Source organism: Pseudomonas sp. Tul2A7 (genome assembly GCF_054790505.1).
In genome coordinates this window covers 3177235-3203383 of sequence record NZ_CP186499.1, presented here as the reverse complement: position 1 = coordinate 3203383, position 26149 = coordinate 3177235, and the positions used below count along the sequence as shown (strand labels likewise).

Annotated in this window: 29 protein-coding genes and 2 pseudogenes; 20 read left to right on the top strand and 11 right to left on the bottom strand. The window is 59.6% G+C overall.

The annotated features are described in order from the left end of the window. Window positions 1-197 precede the first annotated feature (197 nt). Window positions 198-1496: pseudogene (locus tag ACOYXJ_RS14525) on the top strand (cache domain-containing protein); the annotation flags it as partial. Window positions 1497-1889: 393 nt separating this feature from the next. Continuing rightward, a pseudogene (locus ACOYXJ_RS14520) lies at window positions 1890-2399 on the top strand (methyl-accepting chemotaxis protein); the annotation flags it as partial. Window positions 2400-2601: 202 nt separating this feature from the next. Here the strand turns inward: ACOYXJ_RS14520 and ACOYXJ_RS14515 are convergent. The 3 genes from ACOYXJ_RS14515 to ACOYXJ_RS14505 are packed head-to-tail and all read right to left on the bottom strand — an operon-like array spanning window position 2602 to window position 3714. Further along, on the bottom strand, window positions 2602-3225 hold the full coding sequence (locus ACOYXJ_RS14515; RefSeq protein WP_460370091.1) for an SOS response-associated peptidase: 624 nt from the start codon (window positions 3223-3225) through the stop codon (window positions 2602-2604). A gap of 36 nt (window positions 3226-3261) precedes the next feature. Beyond that, window positions 3262-3522 carry a putative signal transducing protein gene (locus ACOYXJ_RS14510; protein ID WP_007912819.1) on the bottom strand — a complete coding sequence of 87 codons (261 nt, stop codon included), beginning with the start codon at window positions 3520-3522 and terminating at the stop codon, window positions 3262-3264. A gap of 9 nt (window positions 3523-3531) precedes the next feature. Further along, window positions 3532-3714 carry a CPXCG motif-containing cysteine-rich protein gene (locus ACOYXJ_RS14505; protein ID WP_016985166.1) on the bottom strand — a complete coding sequence of 61 codons (183 nt, stop codon included), beginning with the start codon at window positions 3712-3714 and terminating at the stop codon, window positions 3532-3534. A 142-nt stretch (window positions 3715-3856) separates the two neighbouring features. Here ACOYXJ_RS14505 and ACOYXJ_RS14500 point away from each other — a divergent pair, with 142 nt between their 5' ends. Next, window positions 3857-5020, top strand: a complete 1164-nt coding sequence (locus ACOYXJ_RS14500; protein ID WP_191622715.1) for a 1-acyl-sn-glycerol-3-phosphate acyltransferase — start codon at window positions 3857-3859, stop codon at window positions 5018-5020. Between the two features lie 88 nt (window positions 5021-5108). On the opposite strand, the gene ACOYXJ_RS14495 is transcribed toward ACOYXJ_RS14500, so the two are convergent. Then, window positions 5109-5387, bottom strand: a complete 279-nt coding sequence (locus ACOYXJ_RS14495) for a hypothetical protein (protein ID WP_034154337.1) — start codon at window positions 5385-5387, stop codon at window positions 5109-5111. Window positions 5388-5580: 193 nt separating this feature from the next. On the opposite strand from ACOYXJ_RS14495, the gene ACOYXJ_RS14490 reads away from it, so the two are divergent. Then, entirely contained in the window at window positions 5581-5787 is a 207-nt protein-coding gene (locus ACOYXJ_RS14490; protein WP_008083982.1) for a hypothetical protein, read from the top strand. 316 nt (window positions 5788-6103) lie between these two features. Here ACOYXJ_RS14490 and ACOYXJ_RS14485 read toward each other — a convergent pair whose 3' ends face one another. After that, window positions 6104-6688 carry a YajG family lipoprotein gene (locus ACOYXJ_RS14485; RefSeq protein WP_008086137.1) on the bottom strand — a complete coding sequence of 195 codons (585 nt, stop codon included), beginning with the start codon at window positions 6686-6688 and terminating at the stop codon, window positions 6104-6106. Between the two features lie 204 nt (window positions 6689-6892). Between ACOYXJ_RS14485 and ACOYXJ_RS14480 the strand changes: the two genes are divergently transcribed. Continuing rightward, complete coding sequence (locus tag ACOYXJ_RS14480; protein ID WP_007912834.1) at window positions 6893-7126, top strand: hypothetical protein; 234 nt, start codon at window positions 6893-6895, stop codon at window positions 7124-7126. A gap of 709 nt (window positions 7127-7835) precedes the next feature. Beyond that, window positions 7836-9344 (top strand): malate dehydrogenase (quinone), encoded by a 1509-nt coding sequence (gene mqo / locus ACOYXJ_RS14475; protein ID WP_460370088.1) that lies wholly within the window; start codon window positions 7836-7838, stop codon window positions 9342-9344. 148 nt (window positions 9345-9492) lie between these two features. On the opposite strand, the gene ACOYXJ_RS14470 is transcribed toward mqo, so the two are convergent. The 3 genes from ACOYXJ_RS14470 to ACOYXJ_RS14460 all read right to left on the bottom strand — a co-directional run bounded on the left by ACOYXJ_RS14470 (window position 9493) and on the right by ACOYXJ_RS14460 (window position 11041). Continuing rightward, entirely contained in the window at window positions 9493-9780 is a 288-nt protein-coding gene (locus ACOYXJ_RS14470) for a PA4642 family protein (protein WP_460370086.1), read from the bottom strand. Between the two features lie 63 nt (window positions 9781-9843). Further along, window positions 9844-10323 (bottom strand): hypothetical protein, encoded by a 480-nt coding sequence (locus tag ACOYXJ_RS14465; protein ID WP_460370084.1) that lies wholly within the window; start codon window positions 10321-10323, stop codon window positions 9844-9846. A gap of 160 nt (window positions 10324-10483) precedes the next feature. Further along, complete coding sequence (locus ACOYXJ_RS14460; RefSeq protein ID WP_064387625.1) at window positions 10484-11041, bottom strand: hypoxanthine-guanine phosphoribosyltransferase; 558 nt, start codon at window positions 11039-11041, stop codon at window positions 10484-10486. 163 nt (window positions 11042-11204) lie between these two features. Between ACOYXJ_RS14460 and upp the strand changes: the two genes are divergently transcribed. Next, the gene (gene upp / locus ACOYXJ_RS14455; RefSeq protein ID WP_007912842.1) at window positions 11205-11843 is read left to right on the top strand and encodes a uracil phosphoribosyltransferase; all 639 of its coding nucleotides are present in this window, start codon (window positions 11205-11207) and stop codon (window positions 11841-11843) included. A gap of 2 nt (window positions 11844-11845) precedes the next feature. Next, entirely contained in the window at window positions 11846-13120 is a 1275-nt protein-coding gene (locus ACOYXJ_RS14450) for a uracil-xanthine permease family protein (RefSeq protein ID WP_007912843.1), read from the top strand. A gap of 115 nt (window positions 13121-13235) precedes the next feature. Here ACOYXJ_RS14450 and hemH read toward each other — a convergent pair whose 3' ends face one another. Together hemH and ACOYXJ_RS14440 are read right to left on the bottom strand one after the other, a co-directional pair. Next, on the bottom strand, window positions 13236-14261 hold the full coding sequence (hemH, locus tag ACOYXJ_RS14445; RefSeq protein WP_460370081.1) for a ferrochelatase: 1026 nt from the start codon (window positions 14259-14261) through the stop codon (window positions 13236-13238). A 13-nt stretch (window positions 14262-14274) separates the two neighbouring features. Further along, window positions 14275-15177 carry a TIGR01777 family oxidoreductase gene (locus ACOYXJ_RS14440; RefSeq protein WP_460370079.1) on the bottom strand — a complete coding sequence of 301 codons (903 nt, stop codon included), beginning with the start codon at window positions 15175-15177 and terminating at the stop codon, window positions 14275-14277. A gap of 197 nt (window positions 15178-15374) precedes the next feature. Between ACOYXJ_RS14440 and ACOYXJ_RS14435 the strand changes: the two genes are divergently transcribed. The 12 genes from ACOYXJ_RS14435 (at window position 15375) to ACOYXJ_RS14380 (ending at window position 25501) form a co-directional block, all read left to right on the top strand. Further along, window positions 15375-16361 carry an NAD(P)/FAD-dependent oxidoreductase gene (locus ACOYXJ_RS14435; protein WP_460370077.1) on the top strand — a complete coding sequence of 329 codons (987 nt, stop codon included), beginning with the start codon at window positions 15375-15377 and terminating at the stop codon, window positions 16359-16361. Continuing rightward, window positions 16358-16573: a TIGR02450 family Trp-rich protein gene (locus ACOYXJ_RS14430; protein ID WP_460370075.1), complete on the top strand. Its 216-nt coding sequence runs from the start codon at window positions 16358-16360 to the stop codon at window positions 16571-16573. Before ACOYXJ_RS14435 ends, ACOYXJ_RS14430 begins: the two co-directional genes overlap by 4 nt. Window positions 16574-16786: 213 nt before the next feature. After that, a complete protein-coding gene (locus ACOYXJ_RS14425; RefSeq protein ID WP_460370073.1) occupies window positions 16787-17749 on the top strand; it encodes a YbgA family protein in 963 nt (320 codons plus the stop codon). Beyond that, on the top strand, window positions 17749-18690 hold the full coding sequence (locus ACOYXJ_RS14420) for a MerR family transcriptional regulator (RefSeq protein ID WP_460370071.1): 942 nt from the start codon (window positions 17749-17751) through the stop codon (window positions 18688-18690). Before ACOYXJ_RS14425 ends, ACOYXJ_RS14420 begins: the two co-directional genes overlap by 1 nt. A 20-nt stretch (window positions 18691-18710) precedes the next feature. Continuing rightward, a complete protein-coding gene (gene phrB / locus ACOYXJ_RS14415; RefSeq protein ID WP_460370069.1) occupies window positions 18711-20156 on the top strand; it encodes a deoxyribodipyrimidine photo-lyase in 1446 nt (481 codons plus the stop codon). Continuing rightward, entirely contained in the window at window positions 20149-20571 is a 423-nt protein-coding gene (locus ACOYXJ_RS14410) for a nuclear transport factor 2 family protein (protein ID WP_102901137.1), read from the top strand. Before phrB ends, ACOYXJ_RS14410 begins: the two co-directional genes overlap by 8 nt. Next, entirely contained in the window at window positions 20568-21350 is a 783-nt protein-coding gene (locus tag ACOYXJ_RS14405) for an SDR family NAD(P)-dependent oxidoreductase (RefSeq protein WP_095122991.1), read from the top strand. Before ACOYXJ_RS14410 ends, ACOYXJ_RS14405 begins: the two co-directional genes overlap by 4 nt. After that, complete coding sequence (locus tag ACOYXJ_RS14400) at window positions 21347-22594, top strand: NAD(P)/FAD-dependent oxidoreductase (RefSeq protein ID WP_460370066.1); 1248 nt, start codon at window positions 21347-21349, stop codon at window positions 22592-22594. The genes ACOYXJ_RS14405 and ACOYXJ_RS14400 overlap by 4 nt, the downstream gene beginning before the upstream one ends. Then, entirely contained in the window at window positions 22591-23406 is an 816-nt protein-coding gene (locus ACOYXJ_RS14395; RefSeq protein WP_095122987.1) for a DUF1365 domain-containing protein, read from the top strand. Before ACOYXJ_RS14400 ends, ACOYXJ_RS14395 begins: the two co-directional genes overlap by 4 nt. After that, the gene (locus tag ACOYXJ_RS14390) at window positions 23393-24658 is read left to right on the top strand and encodes a class I SAM-dependent methyltransferase (RefSeq protein WP_460370063.1); all 1266 of its coding nucleotides are present in this window, start codon (window positions 23393-23395) and stop codon (window positions 24656-24658) included. Before ACOYXJ_RS14395 ends, ACOYXJ_RS14390 begins: the two co-directional genes overlap by 14 nt. Then, window positions 24651-25142, top strand: a complete 492-nt coding sequence (locus ACOYXJ_RS14385; protein WP_150795581.1) for a DUF2878 domain-containing protein — start codon at window positions 24651-24653, stop codon at window positions 25140-25142. Before ACOYXJ_RS14390 ends, ACOYXJ_RS14385 begins: the two co-directional genes overlap by 8 nt. Window positions 25143-25195: 53 nt before the next feature. Further along, window positions 25196-25501 carry a YkgJ family cysteine cluster protein gene (locus ACOYXJ_RS14380; protein WP_460370061.1) on the top strand — a complete coding sequence of 102 codons (306 nt, stop codon included), beginning with the start codon at window positions 25196-25198 and terminating at the stop codon, window positions 25499-25501. Window positions 25502-25630: 129 nt separating this feature from the next. On the opposite strand, the gene ACOYXJ_RS14375 is transcribed toward ACOYXJ_RS14380, so the two are convergent. Further along, window positions 25631-26149, bottom strand: coding sequence for an acyloxyacyl hydrolase (locus ACOYXJ_RS14375; protein ID WP_460370059.1), 519 nt, complete (start codon window positions 26147-26149; stop codon window positions 25631-25633).

Below are 26149 nucleotides of genomic sequence, written 5' to 3'. Positions count from 1 at the left end.
GCTCCCTGAAAACCTGTCGCGTATCCTAGGCGGGTAATTGTATCGGCGCCAGATACAACGGACGTGTTGCAGCGACTTTCAGACGTTTCCCACTTGGCCTGTCGTAAAAAATTCACAGCCACCACCAAGCCCCGTGCAACTGCGTCGCGCACTGATCCATTTGCGACATCGGCTTGCAATTGCACCGGCTCGCACTCATGGCCCAATGCCCGCTGCCGATACATCAGCGCAGACGTCCTCTTGCGTGCGGAGCTCCCATGAAGTTCAAGTCGATCCAGTTTTCCGTTGCCGCCCTGGCCGGCGCCATCGTGCTTAGCGTGGTGGCCGCGCTGGTGCTGTATGCGCTGTTCTCCGGCGCGCGCACGCAAGAAATGGTGCAGCAGCGCACCCAGGCGCAGTTCGAGCAAGTCATCGAACAGCGCCTGACTTCGCTGGCGCAAACCCAGGTCAGCCAGATCCAGCGCGAACTCGAAGCGCCGCTGCTGATCGCCGGCGGACTGGTGCGAGTCAACGCCCTGTTCGGTACGCCGGGCGCCGATGGCCAGCCGCGCCTGAGCGTCAGCCGCGAACAACTGATCAGCCTGATCAAAGAAAACGTCGAAAAGAACCCGAAGATTCTCGGCACCTATATCGGTTGGGAAAAGAACGCCCTGGACCACAATGACGCGGCCTACGTCGGCACCAGCGTGATCGGCATCGACGCTGCCAACGGGCGCTTCCTGCCATGGTGGTTCCGCAATGACGACGGCACTCTCGGCCTCGACAAACTGGTCGACGTCGACGATCAGAAGACCCTGTCCACCGGCGTGCGCGCCAGCGAGTACTACTTGTGCTCGAAGGAAACCAAGAAAGCCTGCGTGATCGATCCGGCGCCGTACAAGGTCGGCGACAAGATCGTCATGCTCGCCTCTTTCATTGAACCGATCATGCTCAACGGCGCTTTCCAGGGCATCGTCGGCGCCGACCTGTCGGTGAACTTCATTCAGGAAATGCTCCTCGGCGCCAATCAGAAGTTGTACAGCGGCGCCGGGCAAATGGCCCTGATCGGTGGCAACGGGCGGATCGTTGCCTACACCAAGGACCCGAGCAAATTCGGCGAAAAAGTCAGCGACATTCTCGATGCCGGGCAGATCGGCAACCTGGCCAATCTCAAGCGCGGCGAAGTGACTTACTCGGTCAACAAGGACAAGGGCCGCATCGAGTTGTACCTGCCGTTCGGTATCGGCCAGACCGACGCGCGCTGGACATTGATGCTGCAATTGCCTTTGAACGCCGTTATGGCGGATCTGCAAAAGCTACAGGCCGATCTGGATGCTCAGCGTAAATCCGACACCTTCGGCATGGCCATGGTCGGTCTGCTCATCGCCGGCATTGGCCTGCTGGTGATCTGGCTGGTCGGCCACGGCATCGCCCGACCGTTGAAGCAAATGGTCGCCATGCTCAATGACATTGCTCAGGGTGAAGGTGATCTGACCCGACGCTTGAGCAGTGATCGCAGCGATGAGCTCGGCTCGATTGCCAAGGGCTTCAACACCTTCCTCGCCAAGTTGCAGGCGATGATCACCCAAGTGGTGACATCGGTGCAGAGCGTCAGCGATTCTTCGGAACACACCGCTGACATCGCCATTCGCACCAATATCGGCATTCAAAAACAAATGGCCGAGATTGATCAAGTCGCCACGGCGGTACAGGAAATGACCGCCACCGCACAGGATGTCGCACGCAACGCGACGCAGGCGGCGCAAGCGGCCAGCCATGCCGATCAGGCGGCGAGTCAGGGCATGCAGATTGTCCGCGATACGTCCAATTCGATCGGCGTGTTGGCGCTGGAAATCGGCAAAGCTGTAGATGTGGTGCAGACCCTGGCCAAGGACAGCGAAAACATCAACGCCATCCTCACGGCAATTCGCAGCATCGCCGAGCAGACCAATCTGCTGGCCCTGAACGCGGCGATCGAAGCGGCGCGTGCCGGCGAGCAGGGTCGTGGTTTTGCCGTGGTGGCGGACGAAGTGCGCAATCTGGCGCAGAAAACCCAGAAAGCCACCGAAGAAATCCAGAGCATGATCCAGCAACTGCAGCAGGGCACTCGCGATGTCGTGCGGGTCATGGAAGACAGCCAGAACCGCACAGATGAGAGCGTGCAGCACGCGGCGAAAGCGGCTCAAGCGCTAGAAACGATCACGCAGGCGGTGTCGGTGATCAACGACATGAACACGCAGATTGCCAGTGCGGCGGAAGAGCAGAGCGCGGTGGCGGATGACATCAACCGCAACGTGATCAATATCGGCCAAGTGGCCAATGAAGTGGCGGGTGGTGCGGATGAGTCGAGTTCGGCGAGCGCTGATTTGACCAAACTGGCGGAGCAACAGCGGCGGTTGATCAATCAGTTCAAGGTCTGAAAAGCGAAAAGCCCCCTAACCCTCTCCCAGAGGGAGAGGGGACTGATTGGGGGATATTGACGAAGTACACCGACTTGAACGCTTTTCACCGAATCCATAATCGCCACGATTTTTCAGGTCGATGCATGACGGTAGACAACTCGGTCAGTCCCCTCTCCCTCCGGGAGAGGGCTAGGGTGAGGGGCTTTTGATCTAAAAGGCTTTAACCCGGAGTCAAACACTCCGGCCCATTGAGTTTCGGATCATTGATCAGATTCGCCAGCACCCGCTCGCGCAGCACCGCCGGCTCACTGGCCAGCAACCCTTGCAACACATGCAACGGCGTCTCGGGATCGAGCCACGCCGCCTGCCCCGCCTCATCGAGGATCAACGGCCGCCGCTGACTCGACGCCGGTTGAGTAATCACCGCAGTGCTCAGCCACACCTGCTCCTGCACCGGATAAGCCTCCCAGATCGCCGCGAAGAACAGCGAAGAGCCCTCCCCCGGCGTCAGCCAGAACGGACGCTTGCGCTGGGTCCCGCGCCACTCGTAAAAACCATTCGCCGGCAACAGGCAGCGACGCTGGCGCAGCGCCTCACGAAACATCGGCTGCTCGGCCACGGTTTCAGCACGGGCATGCGCCGGGGTTTTCGACAGATCGGTCAGCCACGGCGGTGTCAGCCCCCAACGGGCGCGCGCCAGGGTGCGCTGGTCGTCTTCAGCGGCGCGCAGCATCAACACCGAATCATTGGGGGAAATGTTCCACTGCGCCTGCTGATCGGCGGGAAAACCTGGCAGGGCCGCGAAGTCGCGGTTCCAGCGAAACAGGGCATAACGTCCACACATGGGGCAACACGACTCTGAAGTAATACGAAGCTCAGCCTAACAGACCAGCGTCCCGGGGAAGCTCTCCGGTTCATCGCCGGGCAGCGGCAGCGCGGCATTGTACGCGGTGATCAGCTCACGGGCGTATTCGGCCTGATCGTTATCCACAGACAAGCCCAACAGACCGAAGATCGGCAGCTCGCCCGTCCCACCGAGCAAATCGCGACCAATCAAGTGCGCCTCGATGCCTTCGCTGGCGAGCATGCCCTTGAGCATTTCACCTTCCATCAGGTTTTCCGGCTCATAGATTCGCTGCATGGGCGCGCCTCACTCGTTTTCGCTGAAGACTTCCAGATGCCATTCCTCTCCATGAACCTGCAATACAAACGTGATCGGCCGACAACACACCTGACAGTCCTCAATGTAAGTCTGATCTCCACCGGACAGGTCCAGCGTCGTCTCTACTACTTCCCCACAATAAGGACATTCGTAATCAGCGGTTTCCAGCATCGCGGTCTCCCAAGTGACTTGTGCGTATAATCGCCGGTCTATTTGCAGGGCTATTTTTGTCTGGCTACTTTTTCAGACCGTGCCCCGCGGGTTTTCGATCAAAACCTTTACTTACCCTAGCCGTTTCCAACAAGAGAGCATGATGGGCGAATTCGATGCCATCCGACCTTACGACGACAGCGAAGTACCTGTGGTACTGGCAAGACTGCTCGGCGACAAGGCGTTTCTAGATATCCTCACCCACTTCCGCTTCCCGCGTTTTGCCGGTGCCTTCGGCTGGATGCTCAAACCACTTATAGCCCATCGGCTGCGTCGTGAGTTCGCCGACGTGACCTCGGTGGCGACGTTGCAGGACAAGGTCGAGTCCTACGTCGACCACACCATCGAGCGCGCCACCGATGGCGTGACCTACACCGGTGTCGAGCAATTCAAGTCCGGCAGCGCCTATCTGTTCATCGCCAACCACCGCGACATCGTGATGGACCCGGCCTTCGTCAACTACGCCGTGTACCACGCCGGCCTGCCGACGCCGCGCATCGCGATCGGCGACAACCTGCTGCAAAAGCCGTTTGTCAGCGACCTGATGCGTTTGAACAAGAGCTTTATCGTCCACCGTTCGATCACCGGCCGTCGCGAGAAAATGGCTGCGTATCAACTGTTGTCGGCGTACATCAACCACTCGATCCGCAACGATTGCGCCTCGATCTGGATCGCTCAGGCCGAAGGTCGGGCGAAGGACGGCGACGACCGCACCGAGTCGGCGATCCTCAAGATGTTCCACATGAGCCGCAAGGACGAGCCGTTCGGCGAAGTGATCCGCTCGCTGAATGTCACCCCGGTGTCGATCAGCTACGAATACGATCCGTGCGACCAGGCCAAGGCCCGCGAGCTGTACATCCGCGCCACCACCGGCACCTACGCGAAAGCGCCGGGCGAGGATGACGTGAGCATCGCCAAGGGCATCACTGGCTACAAGGGCCGCGTGCACGTGAACTTTGCCGCGCCGATCACTGAGCTGTTCGAAGACACCAAGCAATTGGCGGTCGAGATGGACAAGCAGATTCTCGGCGGTTACCGGTTATTCCCGGTGCATTACCTGGCGTATGCGCAGTGGGCCGATGTCGATCCGCAGTTGAATGTGCCGAAAGCTGCCGAGGTATTCCCGGCGGATGAACTGGCCAAGGCGCAGGAAGAATGGCAGAGCCGGCTGGATGCGTGCCCTGCAGAGCACCGTCCGTATCTGGTGCTGCAATACGCGACGCCGGTGCGTAATCAGTATCGGGTCAAGGCTGGGTTGCCGCTGTAAAACAACGGCAAGATCAAAAGATCGCAGCCTTCGGCAGCTCCTACAGGGGATTCGTGTAGGAGCTGCCGAAGGCTGCGATCTTTTGCTTTTAATAGCGCGTGCTGATCCAGGAAACGATCAGGGCCAGAGCGAGGCAAGCAAAACCGAAGCGATAGAAAAACCGGTTCATGCGCAAGGTCGCCCAATCCAGTATCGGCTCGGCGTTCGGTTGCGCCTGACGCTGGGCGGCAATGCTGGCCATCGCGCGCTGTTCACGGCGGCGGGTGGCGTGCAGCAGCCAACTGCCCGGAAACGCCAACAGCAGCGCCAGCAAGTTGATCAACTTGGCGGGATGGGCGGTAAACAGCGTCATCAAGTGCAGCGACATCACAGACCTCTATCTGAACCGGTATGGCAGACGCCAGATCGACGACCGCGGCGCGGATTCTACCGAAACCCGAGCGCCCTGCCCCAGGCTTTGCGACAAATTACCTGACAATCGACCGATGGCTGTCCTGTGTCACGGCTTCGTCATGTGGATACACCAAGATGCGCGCCTCGAAACGCATATGGAACGCGACATGCTTCACGCTGAAAACCAGGATCGTCTGTACCTCATTACCCCCTACGACGAGCAGCAAAGCCTCGTCGGCAGCCTCGCCTTCAATGTTCAGGATCGCCATTGGCTGGTGTATTGCGCGCTCGGCGGGCATCAGCATGCAGATTTGCCTGAGACGGATTTGTTGACGGGCGTTAGCGTTCTCGACTTCTACTCGCAGGCAGCTTGAAAAATCAAAAGCGCCCTCACCCTAGCCCTCTCCCGGAGGGAGAGGGGACTGACCGGGTTGTTTGGTCGAGGTGCATCGACCTGAAACTCCGAGATGAATGTAGATATCAAGAACAAACCAAATCGACCTGAAACCCCGAGATGAATGCAGGTCTCAAAAACAACACCGATCGGCTCCCTTTCCCCCTCGCCCCCTTGGGGGAGAGGGCTGGGGTGAGGGGGATCGATCTCCCATACGACACAAATTCCAATCCCGACACCCACAAAAAAGCCCGAAACCATTACTGGCCCCGGGCTTTTTCACATCCGCTGAAAACCTACTCAGCCAAAACCTGACCCACAGTCGGATCCTTGAACAGACGCGTCAGCGCATCGCTCAACACATCGCTGACCAGTTTGGTGTTGGTTTCCTGGTTCGGCGCCATGCCGAAACGCTGGTCCAGCGAAGCGCCGTAACGACCGCTGTAACGGCGGTTGGCGTTCTGCACGTCGGAACGGAAGGTCGCGCCGATAGTCGCTTCGGTCACGTACATGCCTTCTTTCGGCGACTGATACTTCAGCTCGGCCAGGGTCACGGTCAACTGCGGCGCATTCGGCGCGTTGTTGGTCGGGGTGAACCCCAGCAGACGCACGGCAGCTTCAGCCTGAGCCTGCAGCTTCGGCAGGATCTGCTCGCGCTGCACGGTGATGGCGCTGGTTTCCGGGTACAGACCGCCACGGGTACCGAGGGTTGGCGACGGACGACCGTCAACCACACGCACGACGACTGGCTGACCACGGCCGACCGCTGGCAGCTGGGTGGTCAGCTTCGGCTCCGGGTTCAGTTGTTGCGGGCTGTGGGCGCAGCCGGCCAGGGTCAAACCGGCCACAGTGATCAATCCGAACAACAGGCGTTGCAACATGCTCTTCTCTCCAGAATCAGGCACAAACAGGCCGGCAGTATAGCGGTGGGCCACTGCGGGTAACCAGCGCCCGGCAGCGAATACTGAAATGTCTGACAAACCCTTGGGAAAGCGGTTCCTGTCACAGATTATTCACCCGCCATACACGTTGACGTCACGGCGCCTTGGCAACCTTGCAATCAGTCCCCCCCAAGGTACTCAACCATGCGTTATCTGATCTCGTTGTTCGCACCGCGCCCACTGCATCGCAGCTTCGCCCTGCTCGACCGCAATGGCCATTGCCAGGCATTCAAGCAGTGCAGCCTGCAGCCAATGGGCGACGGCTGGGTGGAAATCGAAGAAATCCGCCTCAACTGGTTGCATCAACCACTGCCCGCCAGCGCCCGCGTCATAGCGTCGCAGCCCCGTGCACGCGTGCAAGCGATGTTGAGCATCTGACCGGATGCCTAATAAAAGTCATTAAACACGAGCAACTGCCCGCATTTCTTCGATACAATCTCCCCCCGATTATAAGGACGTCTCCTGATCGGGCCCCGCAACAGCGTCAATGCGCATGCATTTGACATCAAAATCGCCCACAGAGAGCCGCCCACACAGATCGAGTGAAGTTGGCGCGCTTGCCTGTTCTTCCGGCAAAAACCCCGCTTTTCGCGAATCTGCAGAGCTGTCATGACGCTCGGCCACCGCGTTGTTTTTGCCCTCGGGCAAGGTGCCAGGCCTGGACAGCCCTTTTTTGAGGTTCACGTCTTCAAAAGAGCGTGAAAAAAACGGGTTTTCACAACTTCACAAGAGTGTGGCGAGCAAATGAAAAGTTTTGCGTCTGAACATGCACCATTAGCGTCTGAAACAGCCCAACGACACAGGACCGGGTATACCTCGAATATCGGAGCCTGAAGCCTGTCCGCTACGGATTTGGTTGCACAAAAACGGATGTCTCGACCATAAGTCGAATTGCCAGCTGCGTGCTGAAATGAGTTCATGGAGCTCTTGAAAGCCAAGCCGCATACATCCGTCGAAGTTGCGAAAAATTGCGAAGATTCGGACATGGCGAACCTGACCACGGATAGCCCGGACATCATTGACCTGTCCCGGAACGCCTGGCAGCCATGCCGACAATTTGGTGCTGCAGATTTTGGAGACGCGTTAAATGGCGCATAACGAAGCAGTCGACGTAGTTCTGGTTGGGGCGGGCATCATGAGTGCCACCCTGGCAGTACTGCTCAAAGAGCTCGACCCCGCGATCAAGCTGGAAGTCGTCGAGCTGATGGATTCCGGTGCTGCCGAGAGTTCCAACCCTTGGAACAACGCCGGTACCGGCCACGCCGGCCTGTGCGAGCTGAACTACACGCCGCAAGCCGCCGATGGCACCGTCGACATCAAGAAAGCCGTGCACATCAACACCCAGTTCGAGGTGTCGAAGCAGTTCTGGTCGTACCTGACCAAGAAAGGCACCTTCGGCTCGTGCAAATCCTTTATCAGCCCGGTGCCGCACCTGAGTTTCGTCCAGGGCGACAGCGGCGTGTCTTTCCTCAAATCGCGCTTCGACGTGTTGAGCAAGCACCACGCTTTCTCCGACATGGAGTACACCGAAGACAAGGCCAAGATGGCCGAGTGGATGCCGCTGATGATGCCGGGCCGCTCGCCGGACGAAGTGCTCGCTGCCACTCGCGTGATGAACGGCACCGACGTCAACTTCGGCGCCCTGACCAATCAGTTGCTCAAGCACCTGACCAGCGCTCCCGACACTCAAGTCAAATACTGCAAGCGCGTCACTGGCCTCAAGCGTAACGGCAGCGGCTGGACCGTCAGCATCAAAGACGTCAACAACGGCAACACCCGTGAAGTCGATGCCAAGTTCGTCTTCCTCGGTGCTGGCGGCGCGGCACTGCCGTTGCTGCAGGCTTCGGGCATCGAAGAAAGCAAAGGTTTCGGCGGCTTCCCGATCAGCGGTCAGTGGCTGCGTTGCGACAACCCGGAAGTGGTCAAGCATCACCAGGCCAAGGTCTACAGCCAGGCCGCTGTGGGTTCGCCACCGATGTCGGTACCGCACCTCGACACCCGCGTAGTCGACGGCAAGAAATCCCTGCTGTTCGGGCCATACGCCGGTTTCACCACCAAGTTCCTCAAGCACGGTTCCTTCATGGACCTGCCGCTGTCGGTTCGCGCCGGCAACATCGGGCCGATGCTGGCCGTGGCGAAAAACAACATGGACCTGACCAAGTACCTGGTCAGCGAAGTGATGCAATCGATGGAACAGCGTCTGGATTCCCTGCGCCGTTTCTACCCGGAGGCGAAAGCCGAAGACTGGCGCCTGGAAGTGGCCGGCCAACGGGTACAGATCATCAAAAAAGACCCGAAAAAGGGCGGCATCCTGCAGTTCGGTACCGAACTGGTTGCGGCCAAGGACGGTTCCCTCGCCGCCCTGCTCGGCGCTTCGCCGGGTGCGTCGGTGACCGTTTCGATCATGCTCGAACTGATCGAGAAGTGCTTCCCGGCCAAGGCCAAGGGTGAGTGGGCCGGCAAACTGGCAGAAATCTTCCCGGCCCGTGAAAAGGTCCTGGAAACCGATGCTGCGCTGTATCGCAAGATCAACACGCAGAACAACATCGCACTGGAGCTGGTTGAAGAAAGCAGCGAGACCCCAAGCTACGCTTGATCCAGCCGCATAAAAAACGCCCCGTACTCAGTGAGTGCGGGGCGTTTTTTTATGGCCTTGAAAAGCAAAAGATCGCAGCCTGCGGCAGCTCCTATAAAGGTTCTGTGTTCACCCTGTAGGAGCTGCCGAAGGCTGCGATCTTTTGATCTTAAGCGCGAGCTTTATCGATCAGCTCGATGTAGTCCGGGGCGTTGCGCTGATCGCCGATCAGGTCAACGAAGGTCTTGCCCTGTTCGTCCTTGCCATCAACGTCATAGCCCGCCGCGACAAAGAAGCCGAGGAAGCGTTCGAAATCATCGATACGCAGGCCACGGTAAGCCTTGATCAGTTTGTGCAGCGACGGCGAAGTGGCGTCGACCGGCTCAAAATCGAGGAACAGCTTGATCTGCTCATCGCCGATCTCGTCACCAATCACTTGTTTCTTATCTTTACGCATTGCCGACTCCAGCTCGCAGACATTACACGGGGCGGGCAGTTTACCCCTGCCCGGCCGCCCGGCTCAACGCGATCGCACGGCCCCGGTGTGCAAATCGGCCCAGATATGGCCGTTGGCGTAACTGAGGAACTGCACATACACGGTGTCGTTACGCAGCAAGTCGATCACCACGCGGTACTGGGCCAATGGATAAAACAGCGTGAGGGTTTTGCTCGTACCGTCGTAGATCGGTTTTTTCAGGCTTTTGCTTTCGCCATCGAAATTGACCAGCACCTGAGTGATGGTCGCGCCCTTGTTCAGGGATTTGCCCTTGAGGCGGATCATCAGCGATGAAGTGACCGGAATCGGCTGCTGATTGGACTGGCGTTGCGCGCCGACGACCACCGAGTAATCGGTGACCTGCAACAGTTGCTGCTGTTCAGGCTCGGCATCGCGCACCGTCAGATCGTCCGGCGGCAGGAATTGGCTGTGCATCGGCGCGGCAGACAGAGGCAGGCTCAGGGTCAGCAAGAGGGCGGCAAAGCTGCGGATCAAGAGGCTCATGACAGGCTCCGGAGGCGGGGCCGAGCACTCTAGCATGGGTATCACGCAAACAAATGTAGGAGTGAGCCTGCTCGCGATTGCGGTCTGTCAGCAACGTTGATGTTGGCTGATACGACGCTATCGCGAGCAGGCTCACTCCTACAGGGGATGGTGCAGGGTCTTACATGCCTTTAACGGCAAAGATCCCGTTGGCGTTGCGCCAGTAGCCTTTGTAGTCCATGCCGTAACCGAAGATGTAACGGTCGATGCACGGCAGGCCGACGAAATCGGCTTTCAGGTCAGGACGCGCCTTGCGGTCGTGATCCTTGTCGATCAGTACGGCGGTGTGCACTTTGCGCGCGCCGGCGTGTTTGCAGAAGTCGATGATCGCGCCGAGGGTGTGACCTTCGTCGAGGATGTCGTCGATGATCAGCACGTCACGGTCGATGAACGAAACTTCAGGCTTGGCTTTCCAGAACAGGTCGCCGCCGCTGGTTTCGTTGCGATAACGAGTCGCGTGCAGGTAGGACGCTTCCAGCGGGAAGTGCAGATGGGTCAGCAGCTTGCCGGAGAAGATCAGGCCGCCGTTCATCACGCAGAACACCACCGGGTTGCTGTCAGCCAGTTGTTCGTTGATTTGTGCACCGACACGGGCGATGGCCGCCTCGACTTCAGCTTCGGTGTACAGGCAGTCAGCCTCTCGCATGATTTGACGGATATGCTCGAGATCAGCGGACATGGCGCTCTCCAGGGGTTGGCGGAATTGGAAAAGCGGGCAAAGGTACGCATCCATCGAGGCCGAATCAAGCCTTTATGGACTAACGTACAGAATGTCCTATAGGACATCACCCTCGGATAGATTAATCTAGGCCGGTTTTTTTGCCCGCCGCCGGAGTTTTTCCATGCCCATCCTCGAGATCCGCCATCCGCTGATCCGTCATAAACTCGGCCTGATGCGCCGCGCCGATATCAGCACCAAGAACTTCCGTGAGCTCGCTCAGGAAGTCGGCGCCCTGTTGACCTATGAAGCTACAAAAGATTTGCCGCTGGAGTCCTACGATATTGCAGGCTGGTGCGGCACCGTGTCGGTCGAGAAAATCGCCGGCAAGAAGATCACCGTCGTGCCGATCCTGCGCGCCGGCATTGGCATGCTCGAAGGTGTGCTGAGCCTGATCCCGGGTGCCAAAGTCTCCGCTGTGGGTGTCGCCCGCAACGAAGAAACCCTGCAAGCGCACACCTATCTGGAAAAACTGGTTCCGGAAATCGACGAACGGTTGGCGATGATCATCGACCCGATGCTCGCCACCGGCAGCTCCATGGTTGCGACCATTGACCTGCTGAAGAAAGCCGGTTGCAAAGACATCCGCGCCATGGTGCTGGTGGCCGCGCCGGAAGGCATTGCTGCAGTAGAAAAAGCTCACCCGGACGTGACCATCTACACCGCGTCCATCGATGAGCGTTTGAACGAACACGGTTACATCATCCCTGGACTTGGCGACGCCGGTGACAAGATCTTCGGCACCAAGCAGAAGGACGCGTAACCATGCAGCAAGAGTTCAACGATCCGCTCTGGCGCACGGTGCTGTCCGGCGCCCAGATGCTGTTCGTGGCTTTCGGCGCTCTGGTGCTGATGCCGCTGATCACGGGCCTGGACCCGAACGTGGCACTGTTTACCGCAGGTCTGGGGACGATTCTGTTCCAGATCGTCACCGGGCGTCAGGTGCCGGTGTTTCTGGCGTCGAGCTTCGCTTTCATCACCCCGATCATTCTCGCCAAGGGCCAGTTCGGCCTTGCCGCGACCATGGGCGGGGTGATGGCGGCCGGTTTCGTCTACACCTTCCTCGGCCTCGCCGTGAAGATCAAAGGCACGGGCTTCATCGACCGTTTGCTGCCGCCGGTGGTGATTGGTCCGGTGATCATTTCCATCGGTCTGGCCATGGCGCCGATTGCCGCAAACATGGCGATGGGCAAGGCTGGCGACGGTTCGGAACTGATCCACTACCAGACCGCGATGATGATCTCGATGCCGGCATTGCTGACCACGTTGATCGTGGCTGTGTTCGGCAAAGGCATCTTCCGTCTGGTGCCGATCATTTCCGGCGTGCTGGTCGGTTTTGCCATGGCGTTCTATTTCGGTGTCGTTGATACCGCGAAGATTGCCGCTGCGCCATGGTTTGCGATTCCGCACTTCACCGCGCCGGAGTTCAACTGGCAGGCGATTCTGTTCATCGTTCCGGTGGCACTGGCTCCGGCCATTGAACACATCGGTGGCGTGATTGCCGTCGGTAGCGTGACCGGTCGTGACTATCTGAAGAAGCCAGGCCTGCATCGCACCCTGCTCGGTGACGGCATTGCCACCACCGCAGCAGGCCTGTTCGGCGGTCCGCCAAACACCACCTACGCCGAAGTGACGGGCGCGGTGATGCTGACCAAGAACTACAACCCGAAAATCATGACCTGGGCGGCGATCTTCGCCATCAGCCTGGCGTTCATCGGCAAGTTCGGCGCCCTGCTGCAAAGCATTCCGGTGCCGGTGATGGGCGGGATTTTGTGCCTGTTGTTCGGCTCGATCGCGGCGGTGGGCATGAACACCCTGATCCGTCACAAGATCGATCTGGGCGAGGCGCGCAATCTGGTGATCGTGTCGGTGACGCTGGTGTTCGGGATTGGCGGTGTGCTGGTCGGCACCGGTACCGGTCCGGACGATTTCGGCCTCAAAGGCATCGCGCTGTGCGCGGTGGTGGCGATTGCGCTGAACCTGATTCTGCCGGGCAATGATGGCTGGAAGAACAAGAAGGCGGATGAGCCGCTGATCTAAGCCTTTAGATCTGATCGTTCCCACGCTCTGCGTGGGAATGCAGCCCGTGACGCTCCGCGTCACTGGACGCAGAGCGTCCCTAGAGGCATTCCCACGCAGAGCGTGGGAACGATCACTACAACGCCAGCGGTGCTCTTTCGCAGAGGGTCGCCAAGGCCTTCGCCCATTTCCGGTCGTCGTTCAGGCACGGCACCAGCACCAATTCCTCGCCCCCCGCTTCGCGGAACTGTTCCTTGCCGCGATCACCAATCTCTTCCAGCGTCTCGATGCAGTCGGCAACAAACGCCGGGCACATCACCAGAATCTTCTTCACGCCGCTTTTCGCCAGTTCATCCAGCCGCGCTTCGGTGTACGGCTCGATCCACTTGGCCCGCCCCAGACGCGACTGAAACGACACCGACCATTTGCCATCCGGCAGGCCCATCCGCTCAGCAAACAACGCCGCAGTCCGCAGGCATTGCGCGCGATAACAGGTCGCCAATACCGCAGGCGAGGCGTTCTTGCAGCAGTCTTCATTCTTGAAGCAATGATTGCCGGTCGGATCGAGTTTGGTCAGGTGCCGCTCGGGCAAACCGTGGAAGCTCAGCAGCAAGTGATCGTAATCCTGCAGCAGATGCGGCTTCGCGCTTTCAACCAGCGCATCGAGGTATTCCGGCTGATCGTAGAACGGCTGCAGCACCGACAATTGCACGTCGAGCTTGTTCTGCCGGATCACCCGTTTCGCTTCTTCGATCACCGTGGTCGTGGTGCTGTCGGCGAACTGTGGGTACAGCGGCGCCAGCGTGATGCGCCTGTGCCCCGCCGCGACCAGTTTGAGCAAGCAGGTTTCAATCGATGGCTCGCCGTAACGCATCGCCAGTTCTACCGGGCCCTGGGTCCACTGCGCCTTCATCTGCTGTTGCAGGCGCCGGCTGAGCACCACCAGCGGTGAACCCTCCTCCCACCAGATCGAGGCATAGGCGTGGGCCGATTGCTCGGGGCGTTTGATCAGGATCAGCGACACCAGCAGACGCCGCACCGGCCATGGCAGGTCGATCACGTACGGGTCCATCAGGAATTGATTGAGGTAGCTGCGCACATCGGCCACCGAGGTAGAGGCCGGGGAACCCAGGTTGACCAGAAGCAAGGCGTGATCGGTCATGCAACGTCCTATTTCAGAGGCGGCTGGAGAGATCGTCCAGGGCCGCACGTAAATCCGTGAACTGGAAAGTGAAACCCGCTTCCAGCAAGCGTGCCGGTATGGCCTTCTGGCCACCGAGCAACAACAAAGACATCTCGCCGAGGCCGACTTTCAGTGCCAGCGTCGGCATCGGTATGAACGCCGGGCGGTTTAGAACGCTGCCCAGCGTCTTGGCAAATTCGCGGTTGCGCACAGGTTGCGGCGCGCACGCATTATAAGGACCACTGGCCTGATCGCGGTGCAGAAGAAAATCAATCAGGGCGATTTGATCGTTGATATGAATCCACGGCATCCACTGCCGACCATTGCCAAAAGGCCCGCCCAGCCCGAATTTGAACGGCAACAGCAAGCGCGACAAAAAGCCGCCCTCGGCCGACAGCACCAGACCGGTTCGCACCAGCACCACACGGATGCCTTGGGCCTCGGCACGTTGCGCGGTTTCCTCCCAGGCAATGCACAACTGACTGGCAAAATCGTCGATCACCGGCGGCGATTCTTCGGTCAACTCGCGCTCACCACCATCGCCGTACCAGCCGATCGCCGAACCGGAAATCAGCAACGCCGGTTTCTGCGTGCGGGTTTCGAGCCAGGCCAACAGGGTTTCCGTCAACGTGATACGGCTGCTCCAGAGCAACGCTTTGCGGCGATGGGTCCACGGCCGATCGGCAATCGGCGCACCGGCCAGATTGATGATCGCGTCCACAGGCTCATCGCCGAGATCTTCCAGACGCGCGATGCCACGCACCTGCGCGCCGCAGATCTTCGCGACTTTTTCCGGCTTGCGACTCCACACCGTCAGACGATGCCCCTGCCCTGACCAGTGTCGGCAGAGCTGACGTCCTATCAAACCAGTACCGCCGGTCAGCAATATGTGCATGACATCTTCCTCGCGTGGCGTTTAACCCGGATCACTAGTCTATTTTTATAAACAGGGATCTTTTCTATCGGGCAGGCTCTATTGTTTAACCATAGGCCAAGCTGTCAGAACGAGAACGCTAGAAGTTATACCAAAAAACAAAATTGTACAGGTTTCATCCACGGCGTAGTCTGTACAGAAAGGTAAACGAGGCCCCTATGACTGTACCTATCGCAATCATCGGCACCGGCATCGCCGGGCTCTCCGCCGCCCAGGCTCTGACAGAGAGCGGGCACACCGTTCAGTTATTCGACAAGAGTCGCGGCAGCGGCGGGCGCATGTCGAGCAAGCGCAGCGACGCTGGCTCGCTGGACATGGGCGCGCAATATTTCACCGCCCGCGACCGCCGCTTCGTCACTGAAGTACAGCGTTGGCAAAGCCACGGCTGGGTCGCCGAGTGGACGCCGCAGCTCTACACCTATCAGGGCGGGCAGCTGAATCTGTCGCCGGACGAGCAGACCCGCTGGGTCGGGACGCCGCGCATGAGCGCCATCACTCGTGGCCTGCTCAACGGCCTGGAAGTGCACTTTGCTTGCCGGATTACCGAGGTCTATCGCGGTGAGGAACACTGGCATCTGCAAGACGCCGAAGGCTTCACCCACGGGCCGTTCAGCCACGTCGTGATCGCCACGCCCGCGCCGCAAGCAACTGCCTTGCTGGCCGCGGCACCGAAGCTCGCCGGCGCGGCTGCCGGAGTGAAAATGGAGCCAACCTGGGCTGTTGCCCTCGCCTTCGAGACACCGCTGGATACGCCCATCGAAGGTTGCTTCGTGCAGGACAGCCCGCTCGACTGGCTGGCGCGCAACCGCAGCAAACCGGGGCGCGACAACACTCTCGACACTTGGGTGCTGCATGCCACCAGCGCGTGGAGTCGGCAACACATCGACCTGTCCAAGGAAGCGGTGATCGAGCAACTGCACGGTGCGTTCGCTGAACTGTTGCACAGCGCGATGCCGGCGCCGAGCTTCAGCCTCGCCCACCGCTGGCTCTATGCACGGCCTGCGACGGGTCACGAATGGGGCACGCTGGCCGATGCCGATCTGGGCCTGTACGCCTGCGGCGACTGGTGCCTGTCCGGGCGTGTCGAAGGCGCTTGGCTCAGTGGTCAGGAAGCCGCGCGACGTTTGCACGAACACCTGCAATGAACCGCATCAATCCGCAAAAATTGCTGCTGTCGAAATGGACAGCAGCCCACCCGCAGAATCGTGAAAAACACTTTCTGGTGACCGAGCTGTTTCGCGACGAGGAAGGCACAGTGCTGGCGGTCGAGTTGCAGGCGGTTTTGACCAAGCGTGCCGAACGACTCGATTGGCAAACCCTCAAGAACAACGATCACTGGTTATTGGGTTGGCAATAAAATCCCCTGTAGGCCTTCGCCTGCTCGCGATAGCGGTTTGTCAGTAACATCGATGTTGCCTGAGACGGCGCCATCGCGAGCAGGCTCACTCCTACAGGAATCGCATCAACCGGCAAATGTTGTACAAACCATTTGACTTGTACACCCATGAATCTATGCTGAGCAAAGTTGTACAGAGATCAACCTCTGTACAGGTATAGATTCGAGGTGCCCATGTCTGACCCTTGCGTAGCCAAGCCAAAAATCGCCATCAGCGCCTGCCTGCTGGGTGCCGAGGTGCGCTACAACGGTGGGCACAAGGAATCACGCCTGTGCAGCCGCACCCTCACCGAGCATTTCGATTTCGTCCCGGTGTGTCCGGAGGTCGCAATCGGCCTGGGCATTCCTCGCGAACCGATCCGCCTTGTCGGCGACGCCGAGCATCCACAAGCGGTCGGCACGGTGAACCGGGCGATCAACGTCACCCAGCCACTGGCCGAATACGGCGAGAAAATGGCCGCCGAACTCGATGACATCTGCGGCTACATCTTCATGCAGCAATCGCCGTCCTGCGGTTTGGAACGGGTCAAGGTCTACCACGCCAACGGCGCCCCGGTGAACGGCGGCGGGCGCGGGATTTACGCTCAGGCGTTTTGCGCACAGCACCCGGATCTGCCCGTGGAAGAAGCCGGGCGCCTCAATGATCCGGTACTGCGCGAGAACTTCATCACCCGCGTGTTCGCCTACAGCGAATGGCAACAAGTCCTCGCCAACGGCCTGAGTCGTCGCGCCCTCACCGAATTCCATTCGCGCTATAAATATTTGTTGATGGCGCACAATCCGCCGCAATACAAAGCGCTGGGCAAAATGCTCGGCAACATGGCCGACACCGATCCCGCCGAACTCGGCCCGCGCTATTTCAGCGAACTGATGGCGGCATTGAAGAAATGCGCCACCCGTGGCACGCACTGCAACGTTTTGCTGCACATCAGCGGTTATCTGAAACAGGCGATCAGCGCCGAAGACAAACAGGAAATGCAACACGTCATCGGCCAGTATCGCCAGGGCATCGTGCCGCTGGTGGTGCCGTTGACGCTGCTCAAGCACCACTTTCGCCTCCATCCGGATTCGTACATCGCGCAACAGGTTTACCTGCAACCGCACCCGGAAAACCTCAGCCTGCGAAACGCAATCTAATGAACGACAAAATGGATACCAGCGCCCAGGAAGACCTTGGCGCGGATTTTAAGAAAGCCCTCGACGAGGGCTGGCTGCCGATTCGCGAAGTCGCCCGGCAGACCGGCGTCAACGCGATCACTTTGCGCGCGTGGGAACGCCGCTACGGGCTGGTCGTACCGCAACGCACGCCCAAGGGCCACCGGCTGTATTCGGCCGAACATGTTCAGCAAATTCTGACCATCCTCACCTGGCTCAACCGTGGTGTTGCCGTCAGTCAGGTCAAACCGCTGCTCGACGCACCGCAGGCGTTCAGCGAATCAGTGGAAAACGATTGGCAGCGCTTGCGCCAGACACTGCTGACGGCCGTTACGCAGCTCAATGAACGCAGCCTCGACGACAGCGTCAATCAGGCCATGGCGCTCTACCCGCCACGCACGCTGTGCGAGCAATTGCTGATGCCGTTGCTGGCGGAACTGGAGCAGCGTTGGCAGGGCCAGTTCGGCGCGCAGATGGAACGGGTGTTCTTTTATTCGTGGTTACGCAGCAAATTCGGCACACGCATCTACCATAACAATCGTCAGTTACATGGCGCCCCGCTGTTGTTGATCAATCACTCCGACCTGCCACTGGAACCTCATCTGTGGCTGTGCGCGTGGCTGATCAGCAGCGCCGATTGTGCGGTGCAAGTGTTTGACTGGCCGCTGCCGGCCGCCGAACTGGCGCTGGCGGTCGAACATCTGCAAGCCCGTGGCGTACTGCTGTATTCCAGCAAAGCCATGAACCTTGCGCAGTTGCCGAAACTATTGAACGGAGTCAGTTGCCCGAAAATGCTGGTCGGACCAACGGTATGCATCCACCACGCCGAGTTGTCCGTAAAAACCTCCGAGATGGCTGATGTGTTCCTGGCGGAAGACGCGCTTCTTGCGCATCAGGAACTCGTTCAGCGTGGGCTGATTTAATGGACGCCGTGAGTTCCGACATGCAATTGATCTGGCTGCGCAGCGACTTGCGCCAACATGACAACACCGCCCTCGCGGCCGCCGCAGCGCGCGGCCCGACGGTCGCCGTGTACCTGTTGAGCCCGCAGCAATGGCTGGAACATGACGATGCGCCGTGCAAGGTCGACTTCTGGTTGCGCAACCTGCGTGAGCTGAGCGCAAGCCTTGGCCAACTCAACATCCCGTTACTGATTCGCACTGCAAGCCATTGGGATCAAGCTCCGGCGGAACTGCTCAAACTCTGCCGGCAACTGAAGATAGCGGCGGTTCACGTCAATGAAGAATATGGCGTCCATGAAAGCCGTCGCGATGCAGCGGTGGCCGAAACACTGAAGGCCGAGGGCATCACCTTTCACAGCTATCTCGACCAGTTGCTGTTCAAACCCGGCAGCGTGCTGACCAAGACCGAGAGTTACTTCAAGGTGTTCAGCCAGTTCCGCAAAGTCTGTTACGAACGCCTGCATCGCTCGATGCCGGCGTTGGTCAAGGCCCCGGGCAAACAGGCAAAACTGGCGATAGACAGCGACCCGATTCCCGATTCCGTCAAAGGCTTCGCCACACCGAGCCAAACCCTGCGCGATCTGTGGCCGGCCGGTGAACAGGAAGCCCGACGCCGCCTCGACACCTTCACCGACGCGCAAATCGACTACTACCAAAGCGAACGCGACTTCCCGGCCAAGCCCGGCACCAGTCAGCTCTCGGCGTATCTCGCTGCCGGTGTGATTTCGCCACGGCAATGCCTGCACGCCGCCCTGCAAAGCAATCAGGGTGAATTCGAAAGCGGCAAGGTCGGTGCGGTTACCTGGATCAACGAGCTGCTGTGGCGTGAGTTTTACAAACACATTCTGGTCGGCTATCCACGGGTCTCGCGGCACCGCGCCTTTCGCCCGGAAACCGAAGCCCTCGCCTGGCGTGATGCGCCGGACGATCTCGCCGCGTGGCAAGAGGCGCGCACCGGCCTGCCGATCATCGACGCCGCGATGCGCCAACTGCTCGAAACCGGCTGGATGCACAATCGCCTGCGCATGATCGTGGCGATGTTCCTGACCAAAAACCTGCTGATCGACTGGCGCGAAGGCGAGCGTTTTTTCATGCGTCACCTGATTGATGGCGACTTGGCGGCGAACAACGGCGGCTGGCAATGGAGCTCGTCGACGGGCACCGATTCGGCGCCGTACTTCCGCATCTTCAACCCGTTGAGCCAGTCGGAAAAGTTCGACAGCGAAGGCCTGTTCATCAAGCACTGGCTGCCGGAACTGGCCGACCTCAACAAAAAACAAGTGCATAACCCTGCCGACGTAGGTGGCTTGTTCGGCGCGGTGGATTATCCGTCGCCGATCGTCAACCTCAGCGCCTCACGCCAACGAGCGCTGGCCGCGTTCAAAGATCTGCCGTCGCGTGCGTCGGTCGGAGGCGATGATGAGTGAATTCCTGCGCCGCTTCGCCCGGCAATTTTCAGCGTTGAACAAAGACAACCTGCAAAGCCTGGGCGAGCTGTACAGCGATGACATTCATTTCACCGACCCGCTGCACGAAGTGCAGGGGCTTTCGCAACTGCGCGACTACTTCGGCGAGCTATACGCCAACGTCAGCGAACTGCGTTTCGATTTTCATGGTTTCGACCAGATCGGCGACTGCGAAGGCTACCTGCGCTGGGTCATGAGTTATCGCCACCCGCGCCTGGCGGGTGGCCGCGTGATTCGCGTCAGCGGCTGCTCGCATCTGCTGTGGCACGACAAGGTTTATCGCCATCGGGATTATTTCGATGCCGGGGCGCTGCTGTATGAACACTTGCCAGTATTGGGCCGGGTCATTGCCTGGCTGAAAAGGAGAATGGGATGAGTCGTACACCTCCACGGCGTTATTGGTTGACCGGGGCCAGCAGTGGCATCGGCGCAGCGCTGGCTGAAGAGATCCTGAAAACCGGTGCGCACCTGGCGGTCAGTTCCCGTCAGATTGCCCCGCTCAAAGTCTTGTCACAACGCTATCCAGGGCAGGTTTTGGTGGTGCCGGGGGACCTGACCAACAGCCAGACGGTTCGCGAAATCGGCGAGCAGATCGCCGCAGACTGGGGTTCGCTGGACTCGGTGATTCTCAACGCCGGCACCTGCGAATACGTCGATGCCAAGCAGTTCGACTCCTCGATCGTCGAGCATGTGGTGCGCACCAATCTGCTCGCCAGCAGTTATTGCATCGAAGCCGCGCTGCCGCTGCTGCGCAAAGGCACCGCGCCGCATCTGATCGGCGTGGCCAGTTCGGTGACCTATTTGCCACTGCCACGGGCCGAAGCCTATGGTGCCTCAAAGGCCGGTTTGCGTTACCTGTTCGAGTCGTTGCGCATCGATCTGGCCGACGAAGGCATTGAAGTCACCGTGGTCAGCCCCGGTTTCGTCGAAACACCCCTGACCGCGAAAAACGATTTCCCAATGCCTTTGAGCTGGCCTGTGGATAAAGCCGCGCGGCACATCTTCGCCAAGCTCAAGGACCGGCCGCTGGAGATCGCCTTCCCGGCGCTGTTCATGGCCGCGTTGTGGCCGCTGTCGAAACTGCCGGCACGCGTGCAACTGGCGATCGGCAAGCGCATGGTGCGCAAGTCGCCTCCGCTGACGGATCCGACATGAAAATCGCCATCGTCGGCAGCGGGATCGCCGGGCTGACCTGCGCCTACCTGCTCAATCGCCGCCATGAAGTCACGGTGCTCGAGGCTGGCGACTGGGTTGGTGGCCACACGCACACGGTGCCGGTGACCGTCGATGGCCGCCAATACGCGGTGGACACCGGTTTCATCGTGTTCAACGACTGGACCTACCCGAACTTTATCCGCCTGCTTGGCCAGCTCGGCGTGGCGTTCAAACCGACCGAAATGAGTTTCTCGGTGACCGACCCGGACACCGGCCTGGAATACAACGGCAACAACCTCAACAGCCTGTTCGCCCAGCGCAGCAACCTGTTTTCGCCGGGGTTCTGGGGCATGTTGCGCGACATCCTGCGCTTCAACAAAGAAGCCCAGCGCGACCTGCTTGAACTGCGCATCGCCGCTGACACAACCCTTGACGAGTACCTCAAGGCGGGCGGTTACGGTGAACGCTTCATCTTGCATTACATCGTGCCAATGGGTTCGGCGATCTGGTCGATGCCGATGGCGGAAATGCTCAATTTCCCGCTGCAGTTTTTCGTACGTTTTTTCAAGAATCATGGACTGTTGTCGGTCAGTGATCGTCCGCAGTGGCAGGTCATTGAAGGTGGCTCGAGCGCTTATATCGCGCCGCTGACGGCCGCGTTCAAGGAAAGGATTCGTCTCAATTGCCCGGTCACCCGGGTTGATCGTGACATGCATGGCGTAGTTATCCACAGCCCGGCGGGCCTCGAGCACTTCGACCAAGTGGTGTTCGCCTGTCACAGCGATCAAGCGTTGAAACTGCTGGCGGTCCCGAGCGAGGCCGAACGCGCGATTCTCGGTGCCCTGCCCTACGCCGACAATGAAGTGGTGCTGCACACCGACACGCGTTTGCTGCCGACACGCAAACTCGCCTGGGCGAGCTGGAACTATCGGCTCAGCGGCGCCGGCCACACCCACGCCGCCGTCACCTACGACATGAACATTTTGCAGGGTATTCAGAGCGACACCACGTTCTGCGTCAGCCTCAATCAGAGCGCCGGCATCAGCCCCGACAAAGTGCTTGCCCGTTACACCTACGCCCACCCGCAATTCAGCCTCGCTGCAGTGGCGGCACAGAATCGCTGGGGCGAACTGGATGGCGCGCAGCACACGCATTATTGCGGCGCCTATTGGGCCAACGGTTTTCATGAGGACGGTGTCGTCAGCGCCTTGCGCGTGGCCGCCGCGTTCGGGGAAACCTTATGAACAGCGCCCTCTACAGCGGCTGGATCGGCCATCGGCGCTTCTCGCCGCGCCGCCATGAGTTCCGCTATCGGATCGGTCTGCTCTACCTCGACCTCAGCGAACAGGACGCCGTGCTTGCACTGTCGCCGCTGGCCGGGCGCAGTCGCTTTGCGCCGTTTTCCTTTCGCGAGACCGACTACCTGAAGACCTTCACCGGCCGTGGCATACGCCTGATCGACGCCGTGCGTCAGCAGGTCGGCATTGCCATCGGCCATGAACCGCAAGGCTCGATCTGCCTGCTGACCCAGGCGCGCAGTTGGGGGTTGTCGTTCAACCCGGTGAGTTTCTTTTATTGCCATGAGGCCGACGGGCAACTGGCGGCGATTGTCTGCGAAGTCACCAACACGCCGTGGCGCGAGCGTTATCACTATGTGCTGCCGGCGCGCACGCCCGCCAACCTGCAGGATTTTCATCAGCACTTCGCCGTGGCCAAAGCCTTTCACGTTTCGCCGTTTTTGCCGCGCGATCTCGAATACCGCATGAGCTTCAGTCCCGCCGCGCAAAACCTCGGTGTGCACATGGCCGACTGGCAGGGCGAGCACAAGCTGTTCGACGCGACGCTCAATCTGCAACGCGAAAGCCTCGATCGCCACAGCCTGCACCGTTACTTGCGGCGCTTTCCGTGGATGACCGCGAAAACCGCCTTGGCCATTTACTGGCAAGCGCTGCGACTGCTGCTTAAACGCGCACCGATCTTTGCTCATCAGACTGCCGACGGCAGCTTTCAAACCGCCACTGTGCCTCCCAAGGAGCACCGCCATGAAATCCTCTAGTCTGTCGATCAGTCGGTTCAGCACCAACGGTTTGACCGGATCGCTGCTGCGTCGTGGCGTGTTACGCCAATTGGCGCAGCTCAAACTCGGGCAACTGCTGGTGGTCGAGGATGGCGAACGGCTGATGTTCGGTACGCCGGGCAGTGCGTTGCTCGGGGAAATCCATGTGACGGATCCGGCCGTCTGGGGCATGGTCGCCGGCAATGGTTCGATTGGTGCTGGCGAGGCGTTTATCCACGGTTATTGGAGTTCGCCGGATCTGACAGCGGTGGTGCGCGTGTTCGTCAGCAACCTCGACGTGCTCGATGCCATGGAGGGTGGCCTGGCCCGTCTCGGTCGGCCGTTGGTGCAAGGCCTGCATTGGCTGAATCGTAATACGCGCAAGGGTTCGCAGAAAAATATCGCCGCGCACTACGACCTCGGTAACGATCTGTTCGAGCAGTTTCTCGACCCGACCATGATGTATTCGGCGGCGCAATTCCTCACCCCGGAAGATAGCCTCGAACAGGCGCAACTGAACAAACTCGAGCGGATCTGTCAGAAGCTCGCGCTCCAACCCAGCGACCATTTGCTGGAGATCGGCACCGGTTGGGGCAGCATGGCGCTCTACGCCGCACAGAACTACGGTTGCCGCGTCACCACCACGACGCTGTCAAAAGAGCAGTATGCGTTTACCGCGCAACGCATCGAACAACTGGGTTTGCAGGATCAGGTCACGCTGCTGCTCAAGGACTACCGCGACCTGACCGGCGAATACGACAAACTGGTGTCGATCGAGATGATCGAAGCGGTCGGTCACCGCTTCCTGCCGACCTACTTCAAACAGTGCGCGCACTTGCTCAAGAGCAACGGCCTGATGCTGATCCAGGCAATCACCATCCGCGAACAACGCTACGAACAAGCCAAGCGCGGCGTCGACTTTATCCAGCGTTACATCTTCCCCGGCGGCGCCCTGCCCTGCGTGCAGAAAATGCTCGAAGTGGTCGGCCGCGACACCGACATGAACCTGTTGCACATGGAAGATTTCGGCCTGCATTACGCAAAAACCCTGCGCCTGTGGCACGAGAACTTCCGTCGCGCCCACGGCCGCTTGAGCGAGTTGGGCTATGACGATTATTTCCTGCGCCTGTGGGAGTTTTACCTGTGTTACTGCGAGGGCGGCTTCCTCGAACGCACCATCGGCACCGCGCAATTGTTGCTGGCCAAACCGGCGGCGATGACCGCACCGCTGCTCGGACGCTTCGATGCTTGAGCGTGCGGCCAATGCCGTGTTGTTCCAGATCGGCTGGCTGATCTGCGTACTCGGCGGCAACAGTTTGTGGCTGCTGGTGGCGCTGGCGGTGCTGGTTATCCATCTGTGCTGGATCAGCAGTTGGGCGGCTGAGGGCCGTCTGATGTTGAGCGTGGTGATTGTCGGCACGGCGGTGGACAGCGTTTTGCGCGCTTTGGGCGTATTCGAATTTCAGGATTTGTCGCCGCTGATTCCACTGTGGCTGATGCTGCTGTGGGCGTTGCTCGCGACCACTTTGCGCCACTGCCTGGCATGGAGCGCCCGGCCATGGTGGCTGGCGAGTTCACTGGGTGCCGTCGGCGGCGCATTGTCTTACTACGCCGGCGGGCGGCTGGCAGGCGTGCAGTTTCCCTACGGCGAGTTACCCACCCTGATCGGCATCGGCCTGCTCTGGGCGCTGCTGTTTCCGCTGTTGCATGTGATGGCCCGGCGATTAAGCCACTGAGCGTCCGTCAGAGCTTTCACACGCATGTCGACCACTGCCTTACACTGCCGGCCATGAAGACCATTCCCCACCAACAAATCACTGAACCGGCAGTCACCTGCTCGACCTGCGCGGCGTGCTGTTGCCAGCTCGAAGTGATGCTGATCACCGACACCGGCGTGCCTGATCGCTTTATCGATACCGATGAGTGGGGCGGCCAAGTGATGCTGCGTCTGGACGACGGCTGGTGTGCAGCGCTGGATCGCGACAGCATGATGTGCACGATCTACGAAAAGCGTCCGCTGATCTGTCGCGAGTTCGAAATGGGCGCGCCGGAGTGCATCGAAGAACGCAAAGGCATCACGACTGCCTACCGCTGATCCCAAGAACACCCCAAAACAAATGTAGGAGTGAGCCTGCTCGCGATAGCGGTGTATCAGTCAATATATGTGTGACTGACACACCGCCATCGCGAGCAGGCTCACTCCTACAGGGGTAATGCGTACGGCTTACAACGGCATTGTGTAATGCAGCGAGTAACTTTCTACACCGTCGTTGTCACTGGCAAGACCAGCATTGGAATAGTGCGTCGCACGAATCCCGACTTCATGCCCGCCATTGAAACGCAGACCAAAACCGAGGCGGTCTTCAAACTGGAAAGAGCCGCCGAGATTGTTGGATTCGTACTTGGTATTGGAGAACGCCGCGACGCCGATCCCCGCTTCGATGTACGGTTTGACCGACTGACCGGCAAACTCGTAAACAAATACCGGCGAGAACGACAGGCTGTTGTTACTGGACGTCTTGTCACCTTCCCAGTAAGTGTAAGCCCCGCTCCAGTAACCGGTCAGGCGACCGACGTCACTTTGCAGCCAGCTCTTCTCCCAGTCAAAATTCATGCCCAGGCGGTACGTCATGGTCGAATCGCTGGTGGCCCCCACGGCGAACTCAACACCTGCCGCTTGCGCAGTAAAACTTTGCCCCATCAGTGCGGCCGCAATCGCGGCCAAGCAGAATAGTCGCTTCAC

Excerpts from the sequence above, each read along its gene's own strand:
- ACOYXJ_RS14500 (WP_191622715.1), top strand. The coding sequence starts at position 3,857 with ATGGGCGAATTCGATGCCATCCGACCTTACGACGACAGCGAAGTACCT.
- ACOYXJ_RS14425 (WP_460370073.1), top strand. The coding sequence starts at position 16,787 with ATGTCTGACCCTTGCGTAGCCAAGCCAAAAATCGCCATCAGCGCCTGC.
- ACOYXJ_RS14505 (WP_016985166.1), bottom strand. The coding sequence starts at position 3,714 with ATGCTGGAAACCGCTGATTACGAATGTCCTTATTGTGGGGAAGTAGTA.
- ACOYXJ_RS14380 (WP_460370061.1), top strand. The coding sequence starts at position 25,196 with ATGAAGACCATTCCCCACCAACAAATCACTGAACCGGCAGTCACCTGC.
- ACOYXJ_RS14450 (WP_007912843.1), top strand. The coding sequence starts at position 11,846 with ATGCAGCAAGAGTTCAACGATCCGCTCTGGCGCACGGTGCTGTCCGGC.
- ACOYXJ_RS14405 (WP_095122991.1), top strand. The coding sequence starts at position 20,568 with ATGAGTCGTACACCTCCACGGCGTTATTGGTTGACCGGGGCCAGCAGT.
- ACOYXJ_RS14490 (WP_008083982.1), top strand. The coding sequence starts at position 5,581 with ATGCTTCACGCTGAAAACCAGGATCGTCTGTACCTCATTACCCCCTAC.
- phrB (WP_460370069.1), top strand. The coding sequence starts at position 18,711 with ATGCAATTGATCTGGCTGCGCAGCGACTTGCGCCAACATGACAACACC.
- ACOYXJ_RS14465 (WP_460370084.1), bottom strand. The coding sequence starts at position 10,323 with ATGAGCCTCTTGATCCGCAGCTTTGCCGCCCTCTTGCTGACCCTGAGC.
- ACOYXJ_RS14400 (WP_460370066.1), top strand. The coding sequence starts at position 21,347 with ATGAAAATCGCCATCGTCGGCAGCGGGATCGCCGGGCTGACCTGCGCC.
- ACOYXJ_RS14385 (WP_150795581.1), top strand. The coding sequence starts at position 24,651 with ATGCTTGAGCGTGCGGCCAATGCCGTGTTGTTCCAGATCGGCTGGCTG.
- hemH (WP_460370081.1), bottom strand. The coding sequence starts at position 14,261 with ATGACCGATCACGCCTTGCTTCTGGTCAACCTGGGTTCCCCGGCCTCT.
- ACOYXJ_RS14395 (WP_095122987.1), top strand. The coding sequence starts at position 22,591 with ATGAACAGCGCCCTCTACAGCGGCTGGATCGGCCATCGGCGCTTCTCG.
- ACOYXJ_RS14390 (WP_460370063.1), top strand. The coding sequence starts at position 23,393 with ATGAAATCCTCTAGTCTGTCGATCAGTCGGTTCAGCACCAACGGTTTG.
- mqo (WP_460370088.1), top strand. The coding sequence starts at position 7,836 with ATGGCGCATAACGAAGCAGTCGACGTAGTTCTGGTTGGGGCGGGCATC.
- ACOYXJ_RS14435 (WP_460370077.1), top strand. The coding sequence starts at position 15,375 with ATGACTGTACCTATCGCAATCATCGGCACCGGCATCGCCGGGCTCTCC.
- ACOYXJ_RS14410 (WP_102901137.1), top strand. The coding sequence starts at position 20,149 with ATGAGTGAATTCCTGCGCCGCTTCGCCCGGCAATTTTCAGCGTTGAAC.
- ACOYXJ_RS14510 (WP_007912819.1), bottom strand. The coding sequence starts at position 3,522 with ATGCAGCGAATCTATGAGCCGGAAAACCTGATGGAAGGTGAAATGCTC.
- ACOYXJ_RS14515 (WP_460370091.1), bottom strand. The coding sequence starts at position 3,225 with ATGTGTGGACGTTATGCCCTGTTTCGCTGGAACCGCGACTTCGCGGCC.
- ACOYXJ_RS14495 (WP_034154337.1), bottom strand. The coding sequence starts at position 5,387 with ATGTCGCTGCACTTGATGACGCTGTTTACCGCCCATCCCGCCAAGTTG.
- ACOYXJ_RS14470 (WP_460370086.1), bottom strand. The coding sequence starts at position 9,780 with ATGCGTAAAGATAAGAAACAAGTGATTGGTGACGAGATCGGCGATGAG.
- ACOYXJ_RS14420 (WP_460370071.1), top strand. The coding sequence starts at position 17,749 with ATGAACGACAAAATGGATACCAGCGCCCAGGAAGACCTTGGCGCGGAT.
- ACOYXJ_RS14485 (WP_008086137.1), bottom strand. The coding sequence starts at position 6,688 with ATGTTGCAACGCCTGTTGTTCGGATTGATCACTGTGGCCGGTTTGACC.
- ACOYXJ_RS14440 (WP_460370079.1), bottom strand. The coding sequence starts at position 15,177 with ATGCACATATTGCTGACCGGCGGTACTGGTTTGATAGGACGTCAGCTC.
- upp (WP_007912842.1), top strand. The coding sequence starts at position 11,205 with ATGCCCATCCTCGAGATCCGCCATCCGCTGATCCGTCATAAACTCGGC.
- ACOYXJ_RS14480 (WP_007912834.1), top strand. The coding sequence starts at position 6,893 with ATGCGTTATCTGATCTCGTTGTTCGCACCGCGCCCACTGCATCGCAGC.
- ACOYXJ_RS14430 (WP_460370075.1), top strand. The coding sequence starts at position 16,358 with ATGAACCGCATCAATCCGCAAAAATTGCTGCTGTCGAAATGGACAGCA.
- ACOYXJ_RS14460 (WP_064387625.1), bottom strand. The coding sequence starts at position 11,041 with ATGTCCGCTGATCTCGAGCATATCCGTCAAATCATGCGAGAGGCTGAC.